The sequence below is a fragment of the Streptosporangium sp. NPDC053982 genome (assembly GCF_055585205.1).
Genome location: NZ_JBVJKQ010000004.1, coordinates 19,144 through 42,259, shown reverse-complemented (window position 1 = coordinate 42,259; position 23,116 = coordinate 19,144). Strand labels below are relative to the sequence as shown.

The window sequence follows — 23,116 nt, the reverse complement described above, 5'->3', positions numbered from 1 at the left end:
GTCATGGTCAAGGATGAGCCGGGGAGGAGGCCGTACCGCTCCTCCGTCCGGGCCGACGGCGCCCGGCGCACCCGCCGGGCGATCGTCACCGCCGCCGGCGAGCTGTTCGTCGCGCACGGCTACGTCGCCACCTCGCTGGCCGACGTCGCCGCCGCCGCCGGCGTCGCCCGGCCCACCGTCTTCTCGGCCTTCGGCTCCAAGCCCGCGCTGCTGAAGGAGGTGCTCGACCAGGCCCTCGCCGGGGACGACGCCCCCGTCCCCGTGGCCGAGCGCCCGTGGTTCCGCCCGGTCTGGGACGCCGCCACCCCGGCCGCCGTCCTCGACGCGTACGCGCGGGTCTGCGTCCTGATCGGAGGCCGCGCGGCGCCGATCTTCGAGACCGTGCGCCGGGCGGCGGACGCCGCACCCGAGGTGACCGAACTGTGGCGTTCCCTCCAGGCCAACCGGCGGGCGGGGGCGCGCATGGTGGTTGAGCGGGCGGCGAGCCTCGGCCCGCTGCGCCCGGAGCTCGACTCCGGGCGGGCCGTCGACGTCCTGTGGTTCCTCAACGACCCGGCCCACCACCACGCCATGGTCACCGGGTGCGGCTGGACGCCGGACGCCTTCTGCGGCTGGCTGGCCGGCATGATGCGCGACGCGCTGCTCCCCCGGTGACGCGGACCGCCGGCCCGGCCGGCGTCCCGTCGTTGACGGATGGACGTTTCTGCGATTTCGGCGTGATGATGGGCCGCCATGCCGTCCGCAGCGAGAGACGAGAACACGATGACCCCTGCCCCGATGAGGACCGCGATCGTCACGGGGGTGAGCCGGCGCGTCGGCATCGGCTACGCCGTCGCCCGTGAGCTGGCCTCCGCGCCGATGAACGTCCTGGCCTGCTCGTGGTCCCCGCACGACGCCGAACAGCCCTGGGGCGCCGACCCGCTGGGCGCGGAGGGGGTCGTCGCGGCGCTGCGGGAGGAGCTGCCCGAGGGCGCCGGAGCGGTGGCGCACCTGGCGGCCGACCTGGCCGACCCCGCGGCGCCCGCCCGGATCGTCGCCGCCGCCCGCGAGCGGTTCGGCCGGGTGGACGTCCTGGTCGTCAACCACGCCCGCAGCTCCGAGGCCGGGCTCGGCGAGCTGACCGCCGATGAGCTCGACCTGTGCTGGGCGGTCAACGTCCGGGCGACCCTGCTGCTGGTGCAGGAGTTCGCCGCCCAGCCCGGCCTGGACGGCGGGCGGATCGTCACCTTCACCTCCGGCCAGCACCTGGAGCCGATGCCCACCGAGCTGCCCTACATCGCCACCAAGGGCGCCGTGCAGCAGTTGACGGCGAGCCTCGCCGCCTCGCTGAGCGTCCGCGACATCACCGTCAACTGCGTGAACCCCGGGCCCGTCGACACGGGATACGCCTCGCCCGAGGACCGGGAGTGGCTGTCCGGCCGGCATCCGCGGGGCCGGTGGGGCACGGCCGAGGAGACCGCCGGGCTGGTGCGGTGGCTGGCCGGTGAGGAGGCCTCCTGGATCACCGGCCAGACGATCGTCAGCGACGGCGGCTGGTCGCTCCGCAACGGGGTGCCGCCCCGCGTCCCCGTCCAGCCGCCGCCGTCCGGCGGCCGGTGAACGGACGCCCGATGAACGGACGCCCGGTGAACGGGCGAGCGGTGAACGGGCGAGCGGTGAACGGGCGAGCGGTGAACGGGCGGCCGGTGAACAGGCGGCAGGCCGCCCGGGACGGGGATGTCGGGGCGAGGCCCTACGGTATTGGGCGTGCCAGAGACCGACCAGGAGATCACTCTCGACGCGGCCCTCACCGAGGAGTCCGTGCTGTCGACCTACCGGCGGATGTTCGCCGCGCTCGCCCGCGACAGCGGCGCGGTGGTGGACGACCCGGTGCTGGTCGACATCGCCGAGACGCTGTTCGCGGCGTTCGCCGAGGCCGGTGAGGAGTGGCTCACCCACGAGCAGATGCGCCACGTCTGCCGCGCCTATCCGGTGGAGATGTTCGAGAACCGCCTGCGGGTGCTCAAGGGCCTCGGCGCGATCCGTGAGGTGTTCCCCAAGCCCAACCAGCTCCGCTACCGGGCGTCGTTCACCAGCGTGGTGGGACTGATGTTCGTCCGGCGGATGATGGCCGACGGCGGCCAGTCGGAGATGCACCGGCTGCTGGCGCTGGAGGACCTCAACGTCGCCGACCCCCGCACGACCATGGAGGAGGCGCGTCTCAGCGCGCGGAACCTGTCGCGGGCCTTCCGGCTGTGGGCACTGGAGCTGATCACACTGGTCGGCGGCACCATCGAGGAGCTGCGCGAGCAGGCCCCCAAGCTGTGGGGCACCGAGGAGATCGCCCGCCGGGCGCAGAGCCTGCACGCGACCATCCTGACCCGCTGGCCCGAGCTCGACCGCACCTGCACCGAGCTGCGCGCCGCGATCTACGCCTACAGCGACGCCTCCCGCCGCGCCGCGGGCCGCCTGGCCGACTCGGCCGGCACGACGCGGAACCTCACGCTGCTGCCCGCCGAGACCTGGCGGACGTTCGCGCAGACCGCCGACAGGGAGCGGCTCGCGGCCGTGCTGGACGGCTTCGCCTTCGACGCCCCGGCGCCCTGGCACGACCCGGCGGCGATCGTCCGGGCGGTGGACGAGAGCCCTCGCCCGGCTCCGGCGCAGCCCACTCCCCCGCGTTCGGTCGTGCCCGACCCCGGGCCCGCGGGCTCCCACGACGCCGGAACCGGTGACGCCGTCCTCGGCCGCCTGGCCGCCGTCGCCGAGTCGGTCCTCGCCGGGCGGCCGTCCGCGCCGTTGGAGGAGGTGCTCGCCGCGGGCGGCGAGTGGGTCCCGGCGCGCCGCCTGCTGGCCGATCTCGTCTCGGCGGACCTGCGCCCGGAGTCGCCCTACCGGCTGCGCTGGTCCGACGGCCTGACCGCGGCCCCCGGCGCGGAACCCGCGTGGCTGTCACACGGCCGCCTGGAGAGGACGGACGTGGGGACGGAGAAGGCTGAGGACGGAGACGGCGCCCGAGCCGGGGCGCGGCCGTCCGGGAAGCACGGACGGGACGCCCGAAGCGGTGCGCGGCCGTCCGGAGGGTTCGGAAAGCCCGGGGAGGACGGACGATGACGCCCGAGTTGACGCACGCGCGTGCCCGGTCCGCCGGGCCGCTGCCGCTGGGCCCCGGCGAGCCCGCCCCGGCCGGCATGCTCCGGGCCGGTCTCGGCGACGGCACGGGTACGGCGCTGCCCGCCTGGCCCGACGGCGCGACGCCGTCACTGCTGGAGGAGTACCAGGTCGCGCCGACGACGGTGGAACGCTCCGGGGAGACCCGGCGGGTGCTGGCGGCGGCGCTGAGGTGCTGCTGGACCGACCTCGCCGCCGACCCGTGGCCGGGCTCGCCCGCGCCGGTGGACGAGGTGCTTTCCGCCTACCGCGCCCTCATCGGGCGCGGCGACGACCTGATGCGCAACTGGGCCGTCGGCGCGCTGCGCCGCCTGCACGACTCGGCCTGGCTGACGGTGGAGGCCGGCGTGGTACGGCTCGGCCCGCGCTGCGCGTCCTGGCCCGCCGAGTCCCACGCGCAGCTCCGGGAGCTGCTGCGCCGCCTGCCCTCCGGCACGGAGGGCGCCGTCCGGCCCGCCGTGCTCCCGGTCCTCGCCGGGGACGGCGAGGAGGCCCGGGAGGCGACGGACGGCCCGGACGGGGACGCCGGGGAGCCCCGGAAGCCTGAAGAGGTCTCTGCGGGCGCGGCGGGCGGGCAGGTCGCGGCGGCCTCGGAGGTCACCGCCGCCGCGGACCTCGACGCCGACCTGCTGGAGGCGTTCGACGAGCGGCGCAGGGCCGAGATCGTCGCGGCGTTCATGGCGGTCGAGCACGCCGCCGAGCCGGTCCACGAGGCCCGCTTCCCGGCGCTGCGCGACCCGGCGCCGCGCCGTACGGTCGCCGAGATGCTGCGGCGGCGCGGCCGGGTGCTCGTCCAGGGCCGCGAGACGTGGATCTCGGGATACGCCGACGAGGTGGGCGCCGCGGTGAGCGGGGCGGTCGGCGAGGCCGAGCGGGCGGTGCTGACGCTGGTGCTGGTCCACTCGGTGGCGATCCCCCGGGCCGAGGGCGTGCTGCCCGCCGACAGCTGGCTGTCGCCGTTCCCCGCGCCGGTGGAGGAGCTGCGGCGGCACACCCGGCTGCCGGTCGGCGCGCTGGACGCGGCGCTGCGGACGCTGCGCCACGCGGGCCTGGTGACGCAGGTGAAGGCCGGTGAGGAGGCGGGCGGCTATGTCCCCGGCCCGCAGTTCCACCGGCTGACCCCGGCGGCCAGGCGCCGCCTGCAGGAGGAGCTCATCCTGGCCGCGGGGCCGCACACCCCGCTGGCCGCCGCCATTCGGGCGAACCGTCGAGGAAGGGAATACCAGGGGTGACCGGACAGCCGGAGCGGGCGGGACGGGGCGCGAGGGGCCGCCGCGCGGCCGACCGCCCCGTCGAGGACACCGTGGGAAGTACCACGGGAAGCACGGCCGTGAAACCGTCCAGTGCGACTGAGACGGCGGCGGCGCGGGCGCGTGGCAGCCAGATCGGACTGGTGCCGGTGGAGGTCAGGCCCGCCGCGCCCGACCACGACGTGGTCGGCGACCGCGTGCTGGTCGCCGTGCAGGCGGTCAACATCTCGCGGTTGTCGACCCACCCGGTGCCGATCGTGCCCGGCACGCTGATCGTGGTGGCCGGGGCGGGCCCGAAGGACTCCAACGGCGCGGGCAAGTCGTCGTTCATCGCGATGATCACCGCGTTGCTCGGTGACGAGCAGTGGCGTTTCGCCTCCGGCGCCAAGGCGGTGGCGGAGCTGCTGTTCAACGCCGAGCTGGCGGCGGGCGGCGGCGCCGGGACGTGGGCCAGCGCCGACCACGGCTACATCGTGGGCGTCTTCGCCCCGCCCGGCTCGGTGGACGACGCGGTCACGGTGTGGCTGCGGGTCAACCAGGAGGCCCCGCACCTGGAGATCCGGGTAACCCCGGGCATCAGGCTCGCCGCGGCGCCCTCGGAGGCGGAGCGGGTGGCGCTGGCCGACGAGGTGTGGGCGTCGCTGCCGCGCTCGGCGGGCCGCCGCGACGTGGTGGCGCGCGACCTGACGCGGTTCCTGTACGGCGACCGCGTCAGGTGCGTGTCGTTCCTGTCCACCTCGGTGCGCAGCAAGGTCGCCACGAACCTGCTGTCGCAGCCGCTGAACGAGATCTCCCCGGAGCGGGTGTTCGAGGCGATCGCCGCGCTGACCGGCCTGGACGCCGAGCTGGACCAGGAGCGGGAGGCTCGGCGCGACGAGCACGCCAGGCGGGTGCGGGCGACGCGGGCCGCGGAGCTGCTGACGGATTTCGAGGAGGAGTCCCGGGCGCTGCTTTCGACCTTCGACCGGCGTGACCGGGCGCGGGTCCGGCTGGCCGGGGCGATGCGTTCCTGGCGGGGGCGGCTGGCGCGCAGGCTCGCCGACGCGGCCCGCCGGGACGAGGCGCTCGCCGCCGAGCTGGAGCGGCTGCGCGAGGCGGGCGGCCGCGCGGCCGAGGCGATCGAGACGGTGAAGGCGGAGATCGCCACGCTCCGGGACGACTCGCTGGAGCGCTCCCTGGCCGGGGCCCGCAGGGAGCTGGCCGCGTTGCAGGCCCGCGCGGCCAAGCTGGACGCCGACCGGGCGGTGGCGGAGAACGCCGCCGACGAGCTGCGCGCCCGCGTCCCCGGGCTGGAGGAGCGGCGGCGGCTGGCCGACGGCCGCGACGTGGCGGCGGCGGAGACCGAGCTGGAGCGGGCCAGGGTCGTCCTCAACGAGGCGCTGAAGGCGCTGGGCGTGGCCGACCGCGAGGTGGACGAGGCGAAGGCCGCGCTGGACGACGCCGAGGGCGGCCCGGCGGCGGCGCAGCTCGACGCGCTCGCCGCGGCCGGGCTCCGGGCGACCGGTCTGCTCGACGCGATCGACGTCGCCGAGCAGGCCCGCGACGAGGAGGCCGCGGCGGACCACGCTGTCGGGGCTCTGCTGGCCGCCCGGGGCTGGCCGCAGGAGCACGCGGTGATCGTGGACGCCGCCGACCTCCCCGAGGCGGCGCGGACGCTGGCCACGCTGCCCGGGTCGGTGCTGGTCAGCGCGGCCGGCATCACGGTCGTCGGGTCGTTCGAGGCGGTCGCCACCGGCCGTGAGGCCCGGATCAAGGCCGCCGAGCAGCGGCTGCACCGGGCGCGGGACGTCCAGGAGGCCGCCGCCGAGGCCGTACGGACCGCCGAGGACGGCATGGCGGAGGCCGCCCGGCGGCTGGAGGGGGCTCGCGCCGCGGTACGGCTGGCCGACGTCGAGCGGCGGCTCGCCGAGCGGCGCGAGGTGCTCACCGGGCTCGTCGAGGCCCTGGCCGAGACCGCGCCGCAGGTGGCCGAGGCCGAGCGGGAGGTCGCCGCGCTCGACTTCCGGGCCCGCACCAGGAGCATGGAGATCGAGCGGCTGGAGGGCCGCCGGGCGCGGCACGAGACCGAGCGCGACCAGGCCGCCGAGCAGGCGGCGAAGGTGCGGTCCGACCGCGACGCGCTCGCGCTGGACGCGATGGCCGCCGACTGGGGCGGCACGGTCGCCGGGGCCGGCGAGTGGCTGGAGGCGCTGGGCGAGGACGAGCGCCCGCTGACGGCCGAGGAGTGGTGGCGGGCGGCCGAGCGTCACCTCGACGAGGCGCTGCGCGGCACCTTCCCCGGCGAGGACGAGGAGATGCCCGAGGAACTGCGGTTCCTGATCAGGGAGCGGACCGAGCCCGGGGCCGGGCGCACCGCGCGCGAGCAGGCCACGTTCCCCGGCGTCTGCGCGGCCCTGGCGTCCTACCTCCGTGGTCAGGAGGAGTACGAGCGCCACCAGCGCCGCCAGATCGAGACCCAGCTGGAGACCCGCCGCCGCGACCTGTCCGCCGCCGCCAAGGGGGCGGAGGAGGCGGCGCAGTCCACCGCCGTGCACCGGGCCGCGCTGACCGCGGCCGTCAAGGCGCGGCTGGCGCGGGTCGCCGAGGAGTTCGAGCGGCTCGACCTGGCCTACGGCGGCTACGGCGCGACGCTGGACTTCCCTGTGCCGCCCGCGCCCGCCGACCCCGAGCAGCGCTGGGCGTGGCGGGTGACGCCCAGGTGGCGGCGCGGCGAGGGGCAGGGCTACGTGCCGTACAACCGCCGGGCCAACACCGCGCTGATGGACGAGAAGGCGGTGAAGCTGGTCTGCGCGGCGGCGATCGCCTCCTCCGGCGGCGGCCACCTGTGCCTCGTCCTGGACGAGCTGGGCCGCAACCTCGGCAAGGAGCACCGCAGGGAGGCCGTGGCGCTGTTCCGCCGGATCGGTGAGACGTACGGGATCACGGTGATCGGCGCGCTGCAGGACGACATGGAGCCCTACGCGGTCGACGCCTGCGGCCAGTACGTCAAGCTGCGCCGGTCCTCCGACGCGATGCCGTACAACGAGCCGCCGGTGGTCATCGGTCACGACCGTCACGCCGAGCGGGTGCGTGCGCTGTCGGCGGCGGTGAGCAGATAGCCTCTGCGCAGGTTCTATTTCGGAAGTATCGGGGGAAACGGTGTCGTCGACACCGCTGGAGCAGGCACCTCCGCGGCGTGACCTGTACCTGACCATGGCTCTGGCTCTGCGCGTGGGCGAACTACTGCTCGGCAGCGGCGAGTCCAACGAGACGGTCTCCGGCGCCATGCGCCGGATCACCGACGCGTACGGCGTGCCGCACAGCGAGGCCGACGTCAACCTGTCGGCCATCACGCTGTCGCACGTCCCGGCGGACGGCGGCGTGCCGGTCACCGTCGAGCGGCGGGTCCGCCGCCGGCTGCCCGACTACGACCGGCTGATCGCGGTGCACGCCCTGGTCGCCGAGGCCGCCGCGGGAGAGCTGCCGCTGGAGGAGGCGGAGGCTCGGCTGCGGCGGATCACCCGGCGGGTGCGGGTGTACCCGGACTGGTTCCTGGTGACGGCGGTCGCGGCGGTGGCCGCCTCGGCGAGCATCCTGGTCGGCGGCGGCGCGCGGGTCGCGCTCGCCGCGTTCGCCGCCACCGTGCTGGGCGACCGGGCCAGCGCGTGGCTGGCGGGCCGGGGCGTGGCCGAGTTCTTCCAGATCGCGGTGGCGGCCATGCTGGGCTCGCTGGCCGCGGTGCTGCTGATCGCGCTCGGCGTGCAGGTGCGAGCCGAGGCGGTGGTGGTCGGCGCGGTCGTCGCGCTGCTGCCCGGACGGCTGATGGTGGCCTGCGTGCAGGACGGCATCGCCGGCGAGTACGTCACGGCGACGGGCCGGCTGTTCGAGGTCTTCTTCATCCTCACCGCGGTCGTCTCCGGGATCGGCGTCACCCTGTACACCGCGGTCCGCCTGGGCGTGCCGCTGAGCGTGGAGGACGTGCCGGCCGCGCCGCTGCTGCTGGAGCCGGCGCAGCTGCTGGGATCGGCCGGGGTGACGCTGTCGTTCGCGGTCGCGCTGCTCGTGCCGCCCCGGCACCTGGCGGCCGCGGTGATCGGCGGCACGCTGGCGTGGGTGGTCTTCGTGCTGCTGTGCGGCTGGGACGTCCCGGTCGTGCTGGCGACGGCCGTCGCCGCGGCGGCCGTGGGCCTGTTCGGCGCGGCGTACGCCAGGGCGGCCCGGGTGCCGTCGCTGGTGGTCACGGTTCCGGCGATCGGCACGCTGCTGCCGGGAACGGCCCTGTACCGCGGCATGCTGGAGGCCAACCTCGGTCACGCCGACGCGGGGATGTCCAGCCTGCTGCAGGCCCTGTCGACCGCCCTGGCCCTGGGCGCCGGGGTCATGCTCGGCGCGGAGGTCGTGCGGGCGGTCACCGGATCCGACCTGGCCCGGCGGGTACGGCCGGCCGCCCGGCGGGCACGCAGGCCGTTCATCCCGCGCCCGGCGGCCCGCCGCACCCGCGGCTCCTGATCGCGCCGTCCCTCGGATCGGCCGCCGTGGGCTCGGGTCCGCCCGCCGTACCGGCCCCGCACGTGGCTCCCGGCCGTGTCGTCCCGGAGGTCAGACGCCGGTCACGGACAGGGTGGAGCCGCGGCGTTCCTTGCGGACCCGCAGCTGCGCCGGGACGCGGGTGCGCAGCTCGGCGACGTGGCTGACGATGCCCACGGCCCGGCCGCCGTCGCGCAGGCCGTCGAGGATGTCGAGGACGCCGTCGAGGGTGTCCTCGTCGAGCGTGCCGAAGCCCTCGTCGACGAAGAGCGTGCCGATCTCCACTCCGCCGGCCTCGGCGGTCACCACGTCGGCCAGGCCCAGCGCGAGCGCCAGCGAGGTGATGAAGCTCTCCCCGCCGGACAGCGTCGCCGGGTCACGGTCCACGCCGGTCCAGCCGTCCAGGATCCGCAGGCCCAGGCCGCCGCCTGACCTGCTGCGGTCTCCGGCGGAGCGGCCGAGGTTGTGCTCCAGCAGGTAACGTCCGCCGGACATGTGGTCGAGCCGCTCGTTGGCCGCCGCGACCACCTGGCGCAGCCGCTCGCCGAGGACGTAGGACGACAGCCGCATGTTCCACCGGTTGTCGGTGGAGTTGCCGCCGGTGAGGGCGGCCATCCGCTCGGTCAGGCGGTGCCGTTCGGCGGCGGGCAGCCAGCGGTCCAGGCACCCCTCCAGCTCGGCGCGGAGCGCGGCCAGCCGCTCCCGGCGCACCTCGGCGCCGTGCAGGGCGGACCGCAGGCCGGCGTGGGCCTCGTCGGCGGCGTCGTGGTCCCCGCGCAGCCCGTCGAGGTCGGGCTCGGGCTCCGCGGCGGCGGCGACCAGCTCCGGGTCGGCCAGCATGGCGGTGACGGCGGCGCGTTCCTCGTCGAGCCCGCGCAGCCGCGCGGCCTTCTCCTCCTGCTCTGCGAGCGGACGGACCGCCGAACGGGCGTCGTCGGCGCTCCGGAAGCCCGCCTCGGCGACGGAGGCCAGGGCGCGGGTCCGGGCCGCCCCCAGCTCGGCGGCGGCGACCCGCTCCTCCCTGGCGGCCTCGGCCGCCTCCCTGAGCAGCTCCGCCTCGTCGGCCAGCCGATCCAGCCGGTCGGTCAGGCTCGGGTCGTCACCGCGGGCCTCGTCGAGGCGCGCGGCCAGCCGCTCCTCCTCCGCCGCGAGCTTGTCGGCGTGCGTACGGCGGGCGGCCAGGGTGACCGCCAGCTCACGCGAGCGTTCCCGCGCCGCCTCCAGCTCGGCCGCGATCCGGTCCGCCTGCTCGGCGAGCGCCGGTTCGGCGGCGACGGACTCCCGCAGCCGGGCCAGGGCCCGCTCGGCCTCCGCCAGCCCGGCCGCGGCGTCCGCCAAGGTCGGACCGGCGGCGGCCGGCTCCGAGCCGACCGGCATGGCGGCGACGGCGGCGGCGCACGCGTCGCGGTGGGCGGTCTCGGCGTCGGCGGCGCGGACGGCGGCGGCGAGCGCGGCGGCCAGCAGCGCGGCCTCCCCGGCGAGCCGGTCGCGGCGGGCCTGGACCGTGGGGTCGGCGCCGCGGGCGTCGTCCAGCCTGGTGGTCAGCCGGTCGTGCTCGGCCCGCCAGCCCGACCTGCGGGCGCCGCCCTCGGCCAGCGCGCGGGCGGCCTCGGCGGCCCGCCGTCGCGTGTCGTCCAGCTCGGCCGCGAGGCGGTCGGCCTCCGCGGCGAGCGCGGCCTCGGTCTCCGCGGCGGCGGACAGGTCCGCCAGCGCACGGCGGGCCTCGCCGACGGCCTCCTCGGCTCCGGCCGCCGGGAGGTCTCCGGCGACGGCGAGTGCCTCGCCGAGCCGGGAGTCCAGGGCGGTGACGGTGACCTCTGCGGCCCGGCGCCGTTCGGCCGCGGCGTCGTAGGCGCTCTGGGCTGCGCGTTCGTCCTCGGCGGTGGGGGCCTCGGCGGCGGGGGCGGCCGGGGCGGGGTGGTCGGGCGAGCCGCAGACCGCGCAGGGCTCGCCGGGGCTGAGCTTGGCCGCCAGCTCGGCCGCCATGCCGTCGATCCGGGCCTGGCGGAGGTCGAGGTGGCGGTCGCGGAGCCGCTGCGCGTGGTCGGTCGCCGTGGCCAGGGCCGTACGGGCCTCCGCCAGCTCCACGCCGAGCCCGTCACGGCGGCGGGCGGCGTCGAGCCGGGCGGCGGCGGCGTCCGCGGCGGCCCGCGCGGCGGGCACCCGGGCCGCCCGCGACCTGGCCTCGGCCAGCCGGGAGGACACCTCGCCCAGCGCGGCGGGGAGGTCCCGCTGGGCCTCCTGGAGCGCGGCCTCCCGGGCCTCGGCGGCGGCCAGCTCTGCGTCCAGGCCGGCCAGCAGGTGCTCCAGCTCGGCCAGGCGGTCCTCGTCGGCCCGCAGGCCCTCCAGTGCGGCCAGTTCCTCGCCGCGTTCGCGCTCACGGACGGCGAGCGCCTCGCGCAGCGCGGCGGGGCCGCCCGACGTGCCGGAAGCGGACGATACGCCGGGACTGCCCGATGCGCCGGGAGCGTCCGGCACACCGGGGGCGGCCGCGGCGGCGGGGCCTCCGGCCGGGCGGAGGGCGTCCGGGAGGGCGGCGAGCCGGGCGGCGACGTCACGGCGGGCGTCCGCCAGCTCGGCGGCGAGGCGGTCGCGGTGCTCCGCCGCCGCCAGGCGGGCGGCGGCGGCCTGCCGGGCGGCCTCGGCGGCCGGGATGCGCGCCGCGTCGAGGCGGACCGCGGCCAGGCGGGCCTCGGCGTCCTCGCGCAGGCCGGGCAGGACCGCGAGACGGGCGTCGGTCTCGTCCTGGGCCGCGCCCAGATCGGCGATCTCGACGGCGGCGCGCTCGCGCTCCTCGCGGATCCGCGCCAGGCGCGCCTCCTCGGCGCGCAGCTCCGCCAGCCGGCTGATCTCGGCGCGGCGATCGCCTTCCAGTCCGGTCAGGCGGTCGGGGGTGACGTCCGCGGCGATCGCGACGTCCACGGCGTCCGCGACCGCCGCGCCGCCGGCGGTGATCGCGCCGGACGCGACGTCCACGGCGGCCGTGATGTCCGGGGCGCTCTCGGCGTTCGGGGTGCCCGCGTCGTCGCCGGAGAGTCCGAGCAGGGGCAGTGCCCGGGCGAGGGCGTCGGCGGCCAGGCCGCGGGCCTTCTCGGCGACCCCGGCACGCTGCTCGACGGCCTGCAGGAAGGGCAGCACCCGGTCGGCGCGGGCCGCCTCGGCGAGGATGATCTCCAGGTCGGCCCGTTCCTCGGCGGTCTCCTCCAGGGCGTGACCGCGTGCCAGCGCGTCGGCGTGGCGGCGGCGCCGGTCGGCCAGGGCCATGCCCCGCTCCAGCTCCGCGCGGGCCCGCCGTACCGCCGCCTCGCTGTCGGCGCGGGCCAGGCCCGCCCGGGCGGCCTCCCGGGCGGCGAGCGCCTCCAGGGCGGCGGCCCAGCCCCGAGGGTCGTCCTCGGGGTCCGGCGCCGGGACGGGGGCGGCGGTCGTGTCCCCGGTGTCCCCGAGGTCCCCCTCGCCCCCGGGCCTCCCTTCGTCCCCGGGCTTCCCGGTCCCCGTGGTGGCGTCTCCGATGTCCTCGGTGTCCCGGATGCCCTCGGCGTCCCCGGTGCTCCCGGCGGCGTCCCCGTCCGCCGTGTCCCCGGCGTCCCCGGTGCCCCGTGTGCTTCCCGCGGCGTCCCCGTTCACCGCGTCCCCGCCGCCGGGCGTCCCCGGCGCCTCGGGGGCGGCGGTCAGGGCGGCGAGGAGGGCCGGGCCCGCGGCCTCCTCCAGGCGCTTGACGGCGAAGTCGACCTCTCTGCGCAGCGTCTGCTGCTCGCGGTGGGCCTCGGTCCGCCGTTCGGCCAGCCAGTTCTCGGCGGCGGCGTAGAGCCGTACCGTGAACAGGCGTTCCAGGACCCGGCGGCGGTCCTCCCCGTCGGCGCGCAGGAACCGGGCGAAGTCGCCCTGGGGCAGCATCGCCACCTGGAAGAACTGGTCGGCGTTCATGCCCAGCAGGTTGCCGATCAGCTCCCCGGCCTCGTCGACCCGGGTGGTCAGCCCCGTCCACTCCCCCGAGGGGAGGAGCTCCTGCAGCACGGCCTTCTCGTTCTCGCGCGTGGTGCCGACGCCCTTCTTCTTGGGGCGCTGCCAGGCGGGGGAGCGGGTGATCCGCAGCCGCCGCCCCCGGACGGTGACCTCCAGCGCGACGCTGGGCCCCCGGCCGGGCGGGGCGTGGTCGCAGCGCAGGCTCTTGGCGCTGTCGCGCTTGCCCGGCACCCTGCCGTAGAGGGCGTAGCAGAGCGCGTCCAGCACCGTGGTCTTGCCCGCGCCGGTGGGGCCCTGGATCAGGAACAGCCCGGCCTCGGTGAGGGCCTCGAAGTCGATCTCCTCCTCACCGGGGAAGGAGCCGAAGGCGCTGATCCACAGACGGTGCGGACGCATCTACGCCATCGCCTCCTTGATGCGGCAGGCCTCGACGGCCTCCTGGAGCAACCGGGTCTCGTGATCGTCGGCGGCCTCGCCGCGCACCTCACGGACGAAGTCGAGCGCCACCTCGATCTCGGCGCGGCCGGCCAGCCGCGGCTGCGTCACGGTCTCGCGGACGCCGCCCTCCGGCTCGAAGGACAGCGCCAGGGTGTGCTCGAAGCGGGCCCTGAGCCGCTCCATGGCGCCCTTCGGCCGAACCGGGTCGGTGAGCGTCACGTGGAGCCAGTGGTCCTCGTGGCGGGCGTGCTCGGCCGAGGTGAGCAGGTCGTCGAGACGCCCCTTGAGCGTGCGGATCGGACGGGGCACCGGCGCCTCGACGAACTCGGCGCTCACCCCGCCGCCGGGCGCCAGGTCCACCAGCCAGGAGCCCTTGACCTGCCCCTCCTCGGAGAAGGAGTAGGCGATCGGGGAGCCGGAGTAGCGGACGGTCCCGCTCATCGTCTGGCGGCCGTGCAGGTGGCCCAGCGCGACGTAGTCGACGCCGTCGAAGGCCGAGACCGGGACGTGGGCGACGCCGCCGACGCTGATGTCGCGCTCGCTGTCGCTGGCCCGCCCGCCGGTCACGAAGGCGTGGGCCAGGACGACGGACCGGCCGCCCCGGCGCGCCAGGTCGGCGCGGACCAGCGACATGGCGTGCCCGAGGGCCGCGGTGTGGGTGCGCTCGGGCAGCTCCCACGGCCCGCGGACCAGCTCCGGCTCCAGGTACGGGATGCCGTAGAACGCCACGTCGTCGATCACCACGGGCTCACCGGCCCGGCCGGGGTCGGTGCGCAGATGGACCCCGGCGGCGTCCATCAGGTCCGCGCCGAACCCGAGGCGGCGCGCCGAGTCGTGGTTGCCGCTGATCAGCACCGTGCGGACGCCCTCGGCGGCCAGCCGCCGCAGCGCCACGTCGCACAGCCGCACCGCGTCGACCGAGGGCAGCGCGCGGTCGTAGACGTCACCGGAGACCACGACCACGTCGACCTTCTCGGCGCGGACCGTCTCGACCAGGTGGTCGACGAAGACCTCCTGGGCGGCCAGGAGGCTCTCGCGGTGGAACGAACGGCCCAGGTGCCAGTCCGAGGTGTGCAGCAGGCGCATGTCACCTGAAGCTAACAGGCCACGGAGGCAAATGTGGCTACTTGCGTCACATGGGAAACGCCCCATACCCCGCGGGCACGGGGCTGGGTACCCTGGATGATCAGGGGGGCCGTACCGGTCGCGCACCGGGGGCGGGGTCCTCCCGCGAGGCGGGTGACGATCGGGAAGCGGGTCGGCATGCGGGTTGGCCGGGGCGCGGTGAGCGCCGCCGCAGGCATAGCCATGATCATTCTCGCGCTGGTGGGTTACGTCCTGCCACCGCAGTTCGACCCCGCGCCGCTGAGCGCCGGGCCGGTCTTCCGTGCGCTGCCCGCCCAGCCCCCGGCCGAGCTCCGGCCGGTGGCCGCGACCGCCCCGATCACCACGCGGGACATCACCGTCCAGGCCGGGGACGTGACCCTGGAGGCCACCGTACGGGCTCCGCTGACGCCCGGCCGGCACCCGGCCATGGTGTTCGTCCAGGGGGCCGGCGCCGGGCTGCGCGGGGAGTTCGCCACCCAGGCCGAATGGCTGGCCAGGGCCGGCGTCGTCACCCTGGCCTACGACAAGCGCACGGTCGGCTACGACTTCCGCGACCGCGACTTCGGCCTGCTCGCCGACGACGCGCTGCGCATGCTGACCCTGCTGCGCGAGCGCCCCGACGTCGACCCGGCCAGGACGGGCCTGTGGGGGGTGAGCGAGGGCAGCTGGGTGGTCCCGATCGCGGCGGCCAGGAGCGCCGACGTCGCCTTCGCCGTGCTGGTGTCGGCGCCCAACGTCTCCCCGCTGCGGCAGGTCACCTGGGCGATGGGCGAGCAGCTCGACCGGCTGCACGCGCCCGGCGGGGTACGCGACCTCATCATCAGGGCGATGAGCGCCGTCCACATGAACTTCCTGCGCTACGACGGGACGCCCGTACTGCGCCGGGTCCGCCAGCCGGTCCTCGCCCTGTACGGCACGCGCGACCCGTCGATCCCGTTCGTGGAGAGCAGCCGGGCGCTCACCGAGGCGCTCACCGCGGGCGGCAACCCCGACTACACGATCCGCTACCTGGACGGCGCCGACCACGGGATGCGGGTCCACGGCGGCCCGTTCGTCCGCGACTACCTGCCGACCCTGGCCAACTGGGTCACCGGCCTGCCCGGCACCGCGCGGCCCGCCGTGCGCGTCGCCGGGGCCACCCCCGTCCAGCGGTTCGAGGCCAGCGATCCGCCCAGCGCCCCCTGGTACGCCGGGGGCGCGGTCCTGACGCTCGCGCTCTTCCTGACCCTCGCCGGATACGTCGCCGGGCCGGTGGCGGAGATGGTGGTGCGGCTGCGCGGGCGGCGGCCGCACGCCGAGACCTGTGCCCTGGTGTGGCCGCCGATCCGCCGCCGCCTGCGCCGGATGGCGTGGACCGGCGCGGGGTTGCTGGCCGCGGTGGCGGCGTTCCTCACGTTGCTGGTGCTGTTCTCGGTCAACCAGGCGGGGGCGTGGCCGGCGGTGCTCTCGGGCTGGCTCGTCATCCGGATCCTCGCGGTGCTCATGCTGGTGCAGGAGATCACCGCCGTCGCGGCGGTCGCCTCCGGGATCGGGCAGGGCTGGCGGCCGAACCGCGCGCAGCGCGTGGCGACGGCGGGGGTGCTGGGCGGCACCGGCGTGCTGCTGGTGGCCGGCGCCTACTACAGCCTGTTCGCCTTCCCCTGGTAGATCCGGTGGGGCCGCCCGGGGCGGCGCGCCGTACGGCCTGGTGGGCCTTGTGCAGGAGACAGGCCCGCGGGAGCGGCCGGCCGTACGGCTCGGTCAGACGTAGCAGGCGAGCCAGCGGTCCATCTCCGTGAAGACGCGCCCGCGGACCGGCTCGGCCGACAGCGCGAGGTCGTGCACGCCGCCCGCCACCCGCACGCACGTCACGTGGTGCCCGATCCTGGTCGCCCAGTGGGCGATCTGCTCGGGGTCGAGCACGACGTCGGCGGCCTGGGCCTCCGGTGCGAAGTCACGCAGCCGCAGCCCCTTGGCGGCACAGAGCACCAGGACCGGGACGTCCACCCGCAGACCGGCGTGCAGGCGCCGCTGGGCCCGGCGGATCGCGGCCAGCCAGGCCGCGTGCACCGGGAAGCCGCCGATCGGCTTCCACTCCAGGTCGAAGTCCCACTCGCCGTGGTGGTCGCGGTGCAGGCTGGTGCCGTAGGCGGTGGCGGTGCCGAGGGGCAGTACGGCGCGCCGCGGCATCCTCGCCATCGGCCCCCTCAGCAGGTCGGCCGCGATCCGCAGCGGGGCGGGGACGTTGAGGTCGAGGAAGGGGCTGTTCAGCATCAGTCCCTGGACGAGGCCGCGGCCGCGGACCCGGTCGGCCCACAGCGCGGTCACCAGGCCGCCGGTGGAGTGGGCGTTGAGGACGACCGTGCCGTGGCCGTCCCGCTCGCGGACGATCCGGACCGCCTCGTCGATCTCCGGGAAGTACTCGGTGACGCTGCGCACGAACCCGCGGGTCTGGTGCGGCAGCAGCGAGCGGCCGTACTTGCGCAGGTCGAGGGCGTAGAAGTCGAACCCTCCGGCGGCGAAGTGCTCGGCCAGGTGGCTCTGGAAGAAGTAGTCGGTGAACCCGTGGACGTACAGCACGGCACCGCGCGCGGGCTCCGCGGCGCGCCGGCGCACCAGCGTGGCGACGACCTTCCCCTCGTCGTCGTCGGCCATGGGCAGGACGGTGAGCTCGTAGCCGGGGCCGAGGACGTCGTGCGCCGGGGCGTCGCCCTCGCGGCCATGGTCCCCGGCGGGGGTTTCAGGATCGACCGCACCGTGTCCGGTCTCGGGGGAGGACATGCGCGGCATCCTATTTCAGGGCGACCGGCGGGCCGACCGGACCTCGCCTCAGCCTTCTACGGTCCTCTACAGAGCGCGCCTGATCATCCTGAAGCCGGAGCACCCTCGCCCGAGCGATCAATCCGGATATGTCCACCACTTCGATTGAAAGTCGGGATGGTCGAAATAGCGTCCGGCGAGCGCCATCAAGGTCAGGAGATCATCATGGGTCCGCTCACCGTTGGAGATGCGGTCGATCATCTGTCGCCTCGTCTCGACGTCACCGAGCATCTTCGCGGCCATCGACCTCAGCTTCCGAGGCGGGCTGCGCCATTCTCGCTCGTCTTCGTCGATGCGCCGGCGCAGGAACATGATCAGTTCATCCACGTCACCCGCCATTCCACAGGGGCCGCTCGCCCATCGCCCGCGTCCGGAGACGGTTCAGGCGACCCTCACGGCGTGGTTGCCGAAGTCCGCCACCACGTCCAGCGTCCCGCCCAGTGCGACGACATAGGAACGCAGGGTGTCCAGACCGCCGATCCGGCCGTGCTCGATCTGGGACACGCGCGCCTGGGAGACCCCCATGCGCTCGGCGAGAAGCTTCTGGGAGACGCCCAGTCGCTTGCGCATCTCGGCGAGCTGGGTGCCGCGCAGTTCCGCTCGCAACTGCTCGCGACCGGCCTCCCGTGCCGCGACGCGCTCGGGGGAGTCCCACTCGGGGTCGATCTCGCGAAGCCTGGCCTTGGTGTCGGACCACTTCACGAACTCGCTCATCGGTGCTCCTCCTTTTCCTTCTCGATACGGTATGCGGCGTAGCGTTCCTCCGCCAGGGGATCGCCGTGCGGTACCACCGGTTCCATTCTCCTGTTTTGTCGCCGGCGACCAGCACGATGGCCTCCCGAGTGGGGTCGAAGACGAACAGCAGGCGGATCTCCGCTCCGCCCGGTACCCGGGGGCGTAGCTCCTTGAGGTTGTGCAGGACGCGGGAGTGGTGGATCCGGTCGGCCAGCGGGCGGCCGAGCTTCGGACCTTGCAGGGCGAGTTCGTCCAGCGCCTCTTCGATCTTCTCCGCGGCGGCCGGGTCGTTCTTGCAGATGTCGAGGAACCAGGCGTTCACCTCGGTGTGCAGCGTGATCTCCCAAGCCATGCAGCCAATATAAATTATCCTTATGCCGCGCCCGGGTCGTTACGGAAAAGTCGACGGGGTGGCCGGAATCTCTGGCATGGCGGAACCACTCACACTGATGGCCGGGCCGATGAAGCGCCGGAACCGGACCGGGCCGGGCGGGCCCCGGCCGGCCGTCAGGCCGCGTACGACTCCTTCGCCAGGCGGCGGACGCGGGTCTCGTCGACGTTGTGGCCGAGGCCCGGCTGGGTGAGCGGCACCGCCACCACCCCGCCGGACGCTCCGACCGGCGGCGTCACGATCTGGGCGCTGCGCGGCGGCTCGGCGACGTCGCACGGCAGGCCGCAGCCCGGCAGGCTGGCCGCGGCGACCGTGGCCGCCCGCGCGAGCCCGCCGCCCTGCCCGCCGGCGCAGGAGATCTCCCAGCCCGCGGCGACGGCATGGTCGTGTGCCCGGCGCACCTCGCGCAGCGACCCCATGGCCGCGGGACGCAGCAGCAGCGCCCGCCCGGCCCCCGCGGCGATCGCCTCGCACAATCCGGCCACCGAGGACGTCTCCAGCAGGACCGGCGCGGCGACCCGCTCCTGAAGGTCGGCGTGGTCGGCGAAGCCGGCGGGCCCGGCGAAGGGTCGCTCGATGGCGGAGAGCGCGTAGCCGTCCAGCGCCTCCAGCGCGCCGACGTCGGTGTAGGCGCCGTGGGCGTCCACGCCGATGCCCAGCGCCGGGTACGTACGGCGGACGGCGCGCAGCGGCTCGATGTCCCAGCCGGGGTGGACGTCCAGGGTGACGTGGGTGTATCCCGCGCAGACATGGCGGTTCACCCGGGCGACCAGGCTGTCCAGGTCGCGCTCGGCGGCTATCCGGACGGTGGCGGTCAGGTAGGTGCGGTTGCCGCCCAGCGCGTGGGACAGCGGCACGCCGCACATCCGGGCCCACAGGTCCCAGCAGGCCATGTCGGAGGCGGAGCCCCCGGGGACCACGCCCAGCTCGTCGGGATGCTCCCAGTCGACGCCGATCAGCGCCCTGCCGAGCCCCTCCTCCATCGCCGCCCACGTCTTGGCGTCGGGATCGACGACCTCGCCCCATCCGGTCATGCCCCCGTAGTCGGTGAGCCGGACCATGAGGCTCTCGGGCCGCCTGCCGTACGGCAGGACCACCCGGAACACCTCTAGCTCACGTACGCGCGGCATGAAACCCCCTTGATCTCCCCGAAGCGCCGAAACACGAATCCCGCCCGGAGGCGGGACTTGCGTCTCAACACGGAGGAGAGCGGCGTTCTTCCCATGCTCCAACGGTAATCAGGTTCTGACTCTGCCCGCGACGAGTGCCCCGGCCGCCGCCAGCAGGGCGACGAGGACGAAGGAGAGGACATAGGTCAGGGTCGCGGCGCCGAGGACGGCCTGCACCGCGCCGGCGACCGCGATCGACACGACGGTGTAGACCGACTCCGCCACGCCCATCGACGCGCTGTTCTCCCCCGCCTCCCCCGGCCTCGACAGCTCCAGGACCAGCACCGACAGCGTCGGGTACACGATGCCGATGCCGAGGCCCGCGATGATCTCCGCGAGGAACGCGACGGCGACCGGGACCGCCGTGAAGACGGTGACGGCCATCAGCGCGAGGCCCACGGTGATGAGCACCATGCCCGACCGCAGGACGAGCACCCGGTCCATCCGCTTGCGCCCCACCACCCACGAGCCGAACGACCAGCTCAGCGCGCCGCCGGTCAGGGTGAGGCCGGCCATGGTGAGGGTCAGGCCGCGCTGCTGGTTGAGCATCAGCGGCAGGAACGCCTCGCCGCCCATGATCGCGCCCGCCGCGATCCCGCGCAGCCCGACCACCGCGGGCAGGCCGCGGGCGGCGCGCAGCGCGCCGGCGGGCAGCAGCCGGGGCAGCGACCCGGCCAGCAGCGCCAGGCCGGCGAGGAGCAGGAGCAGGCCCGCGCCGCGGGCCGCGCCGCCGTACTGCATGAGCGCCGCGCCGGTCGCCGCCAGCATCGCCCAGCCCAGTCGCCGCCCGATCGGGGTCAGCTCCCCCCGCGGCGGCCGCTCCGACATCGGCGTGGTGGTCAGGCCACGCAGGAGCAGCAGCGCGGCCGGGAGGACGAGCACGGCCACGCCGCCGAAGATCCAGCGCCAGCCGGTGTTCTCCACCACGAATCCGGCGACCGCAGGGCCGACCATGGACGGCACCACCCAGGCGGTGGCGAAGACGGAGAACACCCGGGGGTGGAGTGTCGCCGGGTAGGCCCGGGAGACCAGCACGTACATCGAGACCTGGAAGACGCCGCCGCCGAACCCCTGGACGAACCGGCCGGCGAGGAACACGTCCATCGTCGGCGCGGCCCCCGCCACCACCAGGCCCGCGATGAAGGTCGCCACGCCGGTCCACAGCGGCGCGACCGGCCCGGAGACGTCGCTCCACCGCCCGCCCAGCACCGTGGCGACCACGCCGGCGGCCAGCGCCCCGCTGAACGCCAGCGCGTACAGTCCCTGCCCGTGCAGCTCGTCCGCCACGACCGGCATGGCGGTCGCCACCGCCAGGTACTCGAACGCGACAAGGGTGATGATCGCCACCAGGCCCACGGTCAGGGCGCGGTGGCGTCTGGCGAAGATTCCCTCCGCCGGTACGGCGGTCGCTGCAGAAGTCACGGAAGGGAGATTACGGCGGGCGCCCGCGCGCGGCGTCGGCCGTACACCCCGTCATTGGTCCTAGGACCTTGCGGTCGACGTGGCGTCCGGTCCCGGGTGCCGGGACCGGACGTACGGCCGGCGTGGCCGCGGTCCCCGGTGTCAGGACGGGCTCTGCGGATCCCCCTGCGCGGCGGGCACCGCCTCCGGCGCGAAGCGGTCGCCGGTCCGCCCGCGGAGTGCCCTCATCGCGCGCCGGAACCGGACGTGGTCGCGGAGCGTGGGCGTGTACCACTGCTCGCTGTCGAGGTCGGACCGCCGGTAGGGCCGCGCCTGCCCGCTCGTCACCTGCCGTACGGCCTCCGCCATGGCGTCGAGGGCGGCCAGGTACTGCTTCACGGGAAGCGTTCGGTAGGTGTCTTCGAAGGGATCGACGGAGACGGTCTCCTGGAAGAGGATCTCGCCGGTGTCGACGCCGGGGTCCACCAGGTGGATCGTCGTCCCGGCCAGGTCGGCCCGGCCCTCGCACACCGCCCAGAAGCCGCCGTGCACCCCCCGGTACCTCGGCGTGATGCCGGTGTGGATGTTGACGAAGGCCGGGGCGAGGCCGAGCACCCGTCCGGCGATGATGCCCGTGCCGGACACCACGACCGCCGAGGGCCGCTCCGCGAGGAGGAGGCCCGTCACCTCCGGACCGTTGACGGAGGCGACGTCCAGCACCCTGAGCCGCCCGTCGGGCGGGCGCACGTCGTGGCCGGCGAGCAGCCGCTCGATGGCGGCGCGCGACCTCGGCACTATCACCAGGCGGTCGTAGAGGACGAACGCCAGCTGCGCCGCCACCCGGAGCGGGCCGAGTCTGCGCAGCCGGTGGCGGAGGAACCTCCCGCGGTGCTTCTTCTCGAAGACCACCGCGGCCACGTCGAACCTGGCCGCCAGGTGGTTTATCAGCAGGTACGACGTCCTGCTGCGGGAGGCCAGGACGACCACGGGCCTCACGCCGGGCTCCGCCGCCCCGTGGGGTCGCCGGCCGGTCCCGGGGCGTGGCCGGCCCGTCCGGAGGCGTCGCCGGTCCGCCCGGAGGTGCTGCCGGTCAGTCCGGTGGCGTGGCCGGTCCCTCCCACGATGTGATCGGGCCGTCCCGTGGTTCGGCCGGCCGTCTCCTGGAGGACGAGTCGGGCCGCCTCGCCCATCGTCACGACGGTCAGCTCTCCCCGCTCGCGGCGCGCGGCCACGTCCCGCAGGATCCGCTCCAGCGTCTGGAACATCCGTCCGCCGCCGCCCAGGTTGAAGGGGTGGAACCACAGGTGGTAGATCTCCCCCCGCCGGGCCGCGCGGTCGAGGGCCAGCCTGGCCTGCCTGATCCGGGAGGAGGGCGGGATCATCCTCCGTACGCCGTTGTCCCCCATGAGGAACTGTGACGCCGGGATGTTGACCAGGCGGTCGCCCTCTCTGAGCCCGGACGGGGAATAGGTCGGGGAGGCCACTCCGAGGGCCCGGTCCAGGAAATGCAGGCCGCCCCGGCCGCTGCCGTACCAGGTCTTTTCGACCCCCCGGTACGCGATGATTCCGAAATCAGGGAGAATTTCGGTGTACGCCACCTGGTTGCGGGGATAAACAATGGAACGTATGTCCACCCCGAGTTCGCGGGCCGTCCGGACCGCCGTTTCCAGGTCGCTCACCCATTCCTCACGGGTCACCGACGGATTCCCGGTGTGAAGGTGGCTGAAGGTGTGGGTGCCGATCTCGTGCGGAGCGCGTGCGCCGAGGATCCAGTCCAGGATGTACGGCGCGTGGTACCAGCTCTCGGGGGTCCGCCGCCTTTCCCCGCCCGGTTCCAGCAGAAGGCGCCCGACGACCGCCCACGTCGCAGGAATCAGATATTCGTCCAGCAGGTCGATCAGGCGGCGGACGGTCCGGGGCTCCTCGTCGAACAACCACGAATAACGCGACAGGCCGGAGGGGTCGACGCCCCACGCGAATTCCGTGTCAATGGACACGACACATGATCCCGGCATGACGGCGACGCTATCAGACGGTGGATTCACATAGTTCGCCCGGAAAGTCAAACGCATCGTTGGAATGGGCCAAAAATCCACCGGGGCCGCCGGCCGGCGTCCGGCGGGGACAGGGCCTCCGTTCCCGTCCCCGCCGGTGTCAGGTGGCCGCACGACCTGGTGGCCGGGCGACCTGGTGGCCGGATGGCCGAC

The 23,116-nt window shown here is 75.2% G+C and carries 16 protein-coding genes and 1 pseudogene; 7 read left to right on the top strand and 10 right to left on the bottom strand.

The window, feature by feature from the left end; genetic code table 11:
* Window positions 1-3: 3 nt before the first annotated feature.
* The 6 genes from ACZ6W9_RS07660 (at window position 4) to ACZ6W9_RS07635 (ending at window position 8,888) form a co-directional block, all read left to right on the top strand.
* Entirely contained in the window at window positions 4-654 is a 651-nt protein-coding gene (locus ACZ6W9_RS07660; RefSeq protein ID WP_389960847.1) for a TetR/AcrR family transcriptional regulator, read from the top strand.
* 108 nt (window positions 655-762) lie between these two features.
* On the top strand, window positions 763-1,599 hold the full coding sequence (locus ACZ6W9_RS07655) for an SDR family oxidoreductase (protein WP_389960845.1): 837 nt from the start codon (window positions 763-765) through the stop codon (window positions 1,597-1,599).
* A gap of 147 nt (window positions 1,600-1,746) precedes the next feature.
* Window positions 1,747-3,093, top strand: coding sequence for a hypothetical protein (locus ACZ6W9_RS07650; protein WP_389960843.1), 1,347 nt, complete (start codon window positions 1,747-1,749; stop codon window positions 3,091-3,093).
* A complete protein-coding gene (locus ACZ6W9_RS07645) occupies window positions 3,090-4,382 on the top strand; it encodes a helix-turn-helix domain-containing protein (protein WP_389960841.1) in 1,293 nt (430 codons plus the stop codon). Before ACZ6W9_RS07650 ends, ACZ6W9_RS07645 begins: the two co-directional genes overlap by 4 nt.
* A gap of 98 nt (window positions 4,383-4,480) precedes the next feature.
* Window positions 4,481-7,498, top strand: a complete 3,018-nt coding sequence (locus ACZ6W9_RS07640; RefSeq protein ID WP_470116907.1) for a coiled-coil domain-containing protein — start codon at window positions 4,481-4,483, stop codon at window positions 7,496-7,498.
* 40 nt (window positions 7,499-7,538) lie between these two features.
* Window positions 7,539-8,888, top strand: a complete 1,350-nt coding sequence (locus ACZ6W9_RS07635; RefSeq protein ID WP_470116906.1) for a threonine/serine exporter family protein — start codon at window positions 7,539-7,541, stop codon at window positions 8,886-8,888.
* A gap of 90 nt (window positions 8,889-8,978) precedes the next feature.
* Here the strand turns inward: ACZ6W9_RS07635 and ACZ6W9_RS07630 are convergent, their stop codons facing one another.
* On the bottom strand, window positions 8,979-13,265 hold the full coding sequence (locus ACZ6W9_RS07630) for an AAA family ATPase (protein ID WP_470116905.1): 4,287 nt from the start codon (window positions 13,263-13,265) through the stop codon (window positions 8,979-8,981).
* On the bottom strand, window positions 13,266-14,393 hold the full coding sequence (locus tag ACZ6W9_RS07625; protein WP_362929447.1) for an exonuclease SbcCD subunit D: 1,128 nt from the start codon (window positions 14,391-14,393) through the stop codon (window positions 13,266-13,268).
* A 177-nt stretch (window positions 14,394-14,570) separates the two neighbouring features.
* On the opposite strand from ACZ6W9_RS07625, the gene ACZ6W9_RS07620 reads away from it, so the two are divergent.
* Window positions 14,571-16,061 carry an alpha/beta hydrolase family protein gene (locus ACZ6W9_RS07620; RefSeq protein ID WP_470116904.1) on the top strand — a complete coding sequence of 497 codons (1,491 nt, stop codon included), beginning with the start codon at window positions 14,571-14,573 and terminating at the stop codon, window positions 16,059-16,061.
* Window positions 16,062-16,154: 93 nt separating this feature from the next.
* Here the strand turns inward: ACZ6W9_RS07620 and ACZ6W9_RS07615 are convergent, their stop codons facing one another.
* The 8 genes and pseudogenes from ACZ6W9_RS07615 to ACZ6W9_RS07580 form a co-directional block, all read right to left on the bottom strand.
* Window positions 16,155-17,174, bottom strand: a complete 1,020-nt coding sequence (locus tag ACZ6W9_RS07615) for an alpha/beta hydrolase (protein ID WP_389960831.1) — start codon at window positions 17,172-17,174, stop codon at window positions 16,155-16,157.
* A 117-nt stretch (window positions 17,175-17,291) separates the two neighbouring features.
* A complete protein-coding gene (locus tag ACZ6W9_RS07610) occupies window positions 17,292-17,540 on the bottom strand; it encodes a DUF6221 family protein (RefSeq protein ID WP_389960830.1) in 249 nt (82 codons plus the stop codon).
* Between the two features lie 54 nt (window positions 17,541-17,594).
* Complete coding sequence (locus ACZ6W9_RS07605; protein ID WP_470116903.1) at window positions 17,595-17,927, bottom strand: helix-turn-helix domain-containing protein; 333 nt, start codon at window positions 17,925-17,927, stop codon at window positions 17,595-17,597.
* A gap of 115 nt (window positions 17,928-18,042) precedes the next feature.
* A pseudogene (locus ACZ6W9_RS07600) lies at window positions 18,043-18,300 on the bottom strand (type II toxin-antitoxin system RelE/ParE family toxin); the annotation flags it as partial.
* Window positions 18,301-18,455: 155 nt separating this feature from the next.
* Window positions 18,456-19,469, bottom strand: a complete 1,014-nt coding sequence (locus tag ACZ6W9_RS07595) for an enolase C-terminal domain-like protein (RefSeq protein WP_389960826.1) — start codon at window positions 19,467-19,469, stop codon at window positions 18,456-18,458.
* A gap of 108 nt (window positions 19,470-19,577) precedes the next feature.
* Window positions 19,578-20,930, bottom strand: coding sequence for an MFS transporter (locus ACZ6W9_RS07590; RefSeq protein ID WP_470116902.1), 1,353 nt, complete (start codon window positions 20,928-20,930; stop codon window positions 19,578-19,580).
* Window positions 20,931-21,071: 141 nt separating this feature from the next.
* A complete protein-coding gene (locus ACZ6W9_RS07585) occupies window positions 21,072-21,905 on the bottom strand; it encodes a formyl transferase (RefSeq protein ID WP_470116901.1) in 834 nt (277 codons plus the stop codon).
* On the bottom strand, window positions 21,902-22,906 hold the full coding sequence (locus ACZ6W9_RS07580) for a polysaccharide deacetylase family protein (protein WP_470116900.1): 1,005 nt from the start codon (window positions 22,904-22,906) through the stop codon (window positions 21,902-21,904). Before ACZ6W9_RS07580 ends, ACZ6W9_RS07585 begins: the two co-directional genes overlap by 4 nt.
* Window positions 22,907-23,116: the final 210 nt, after the last annotated feature.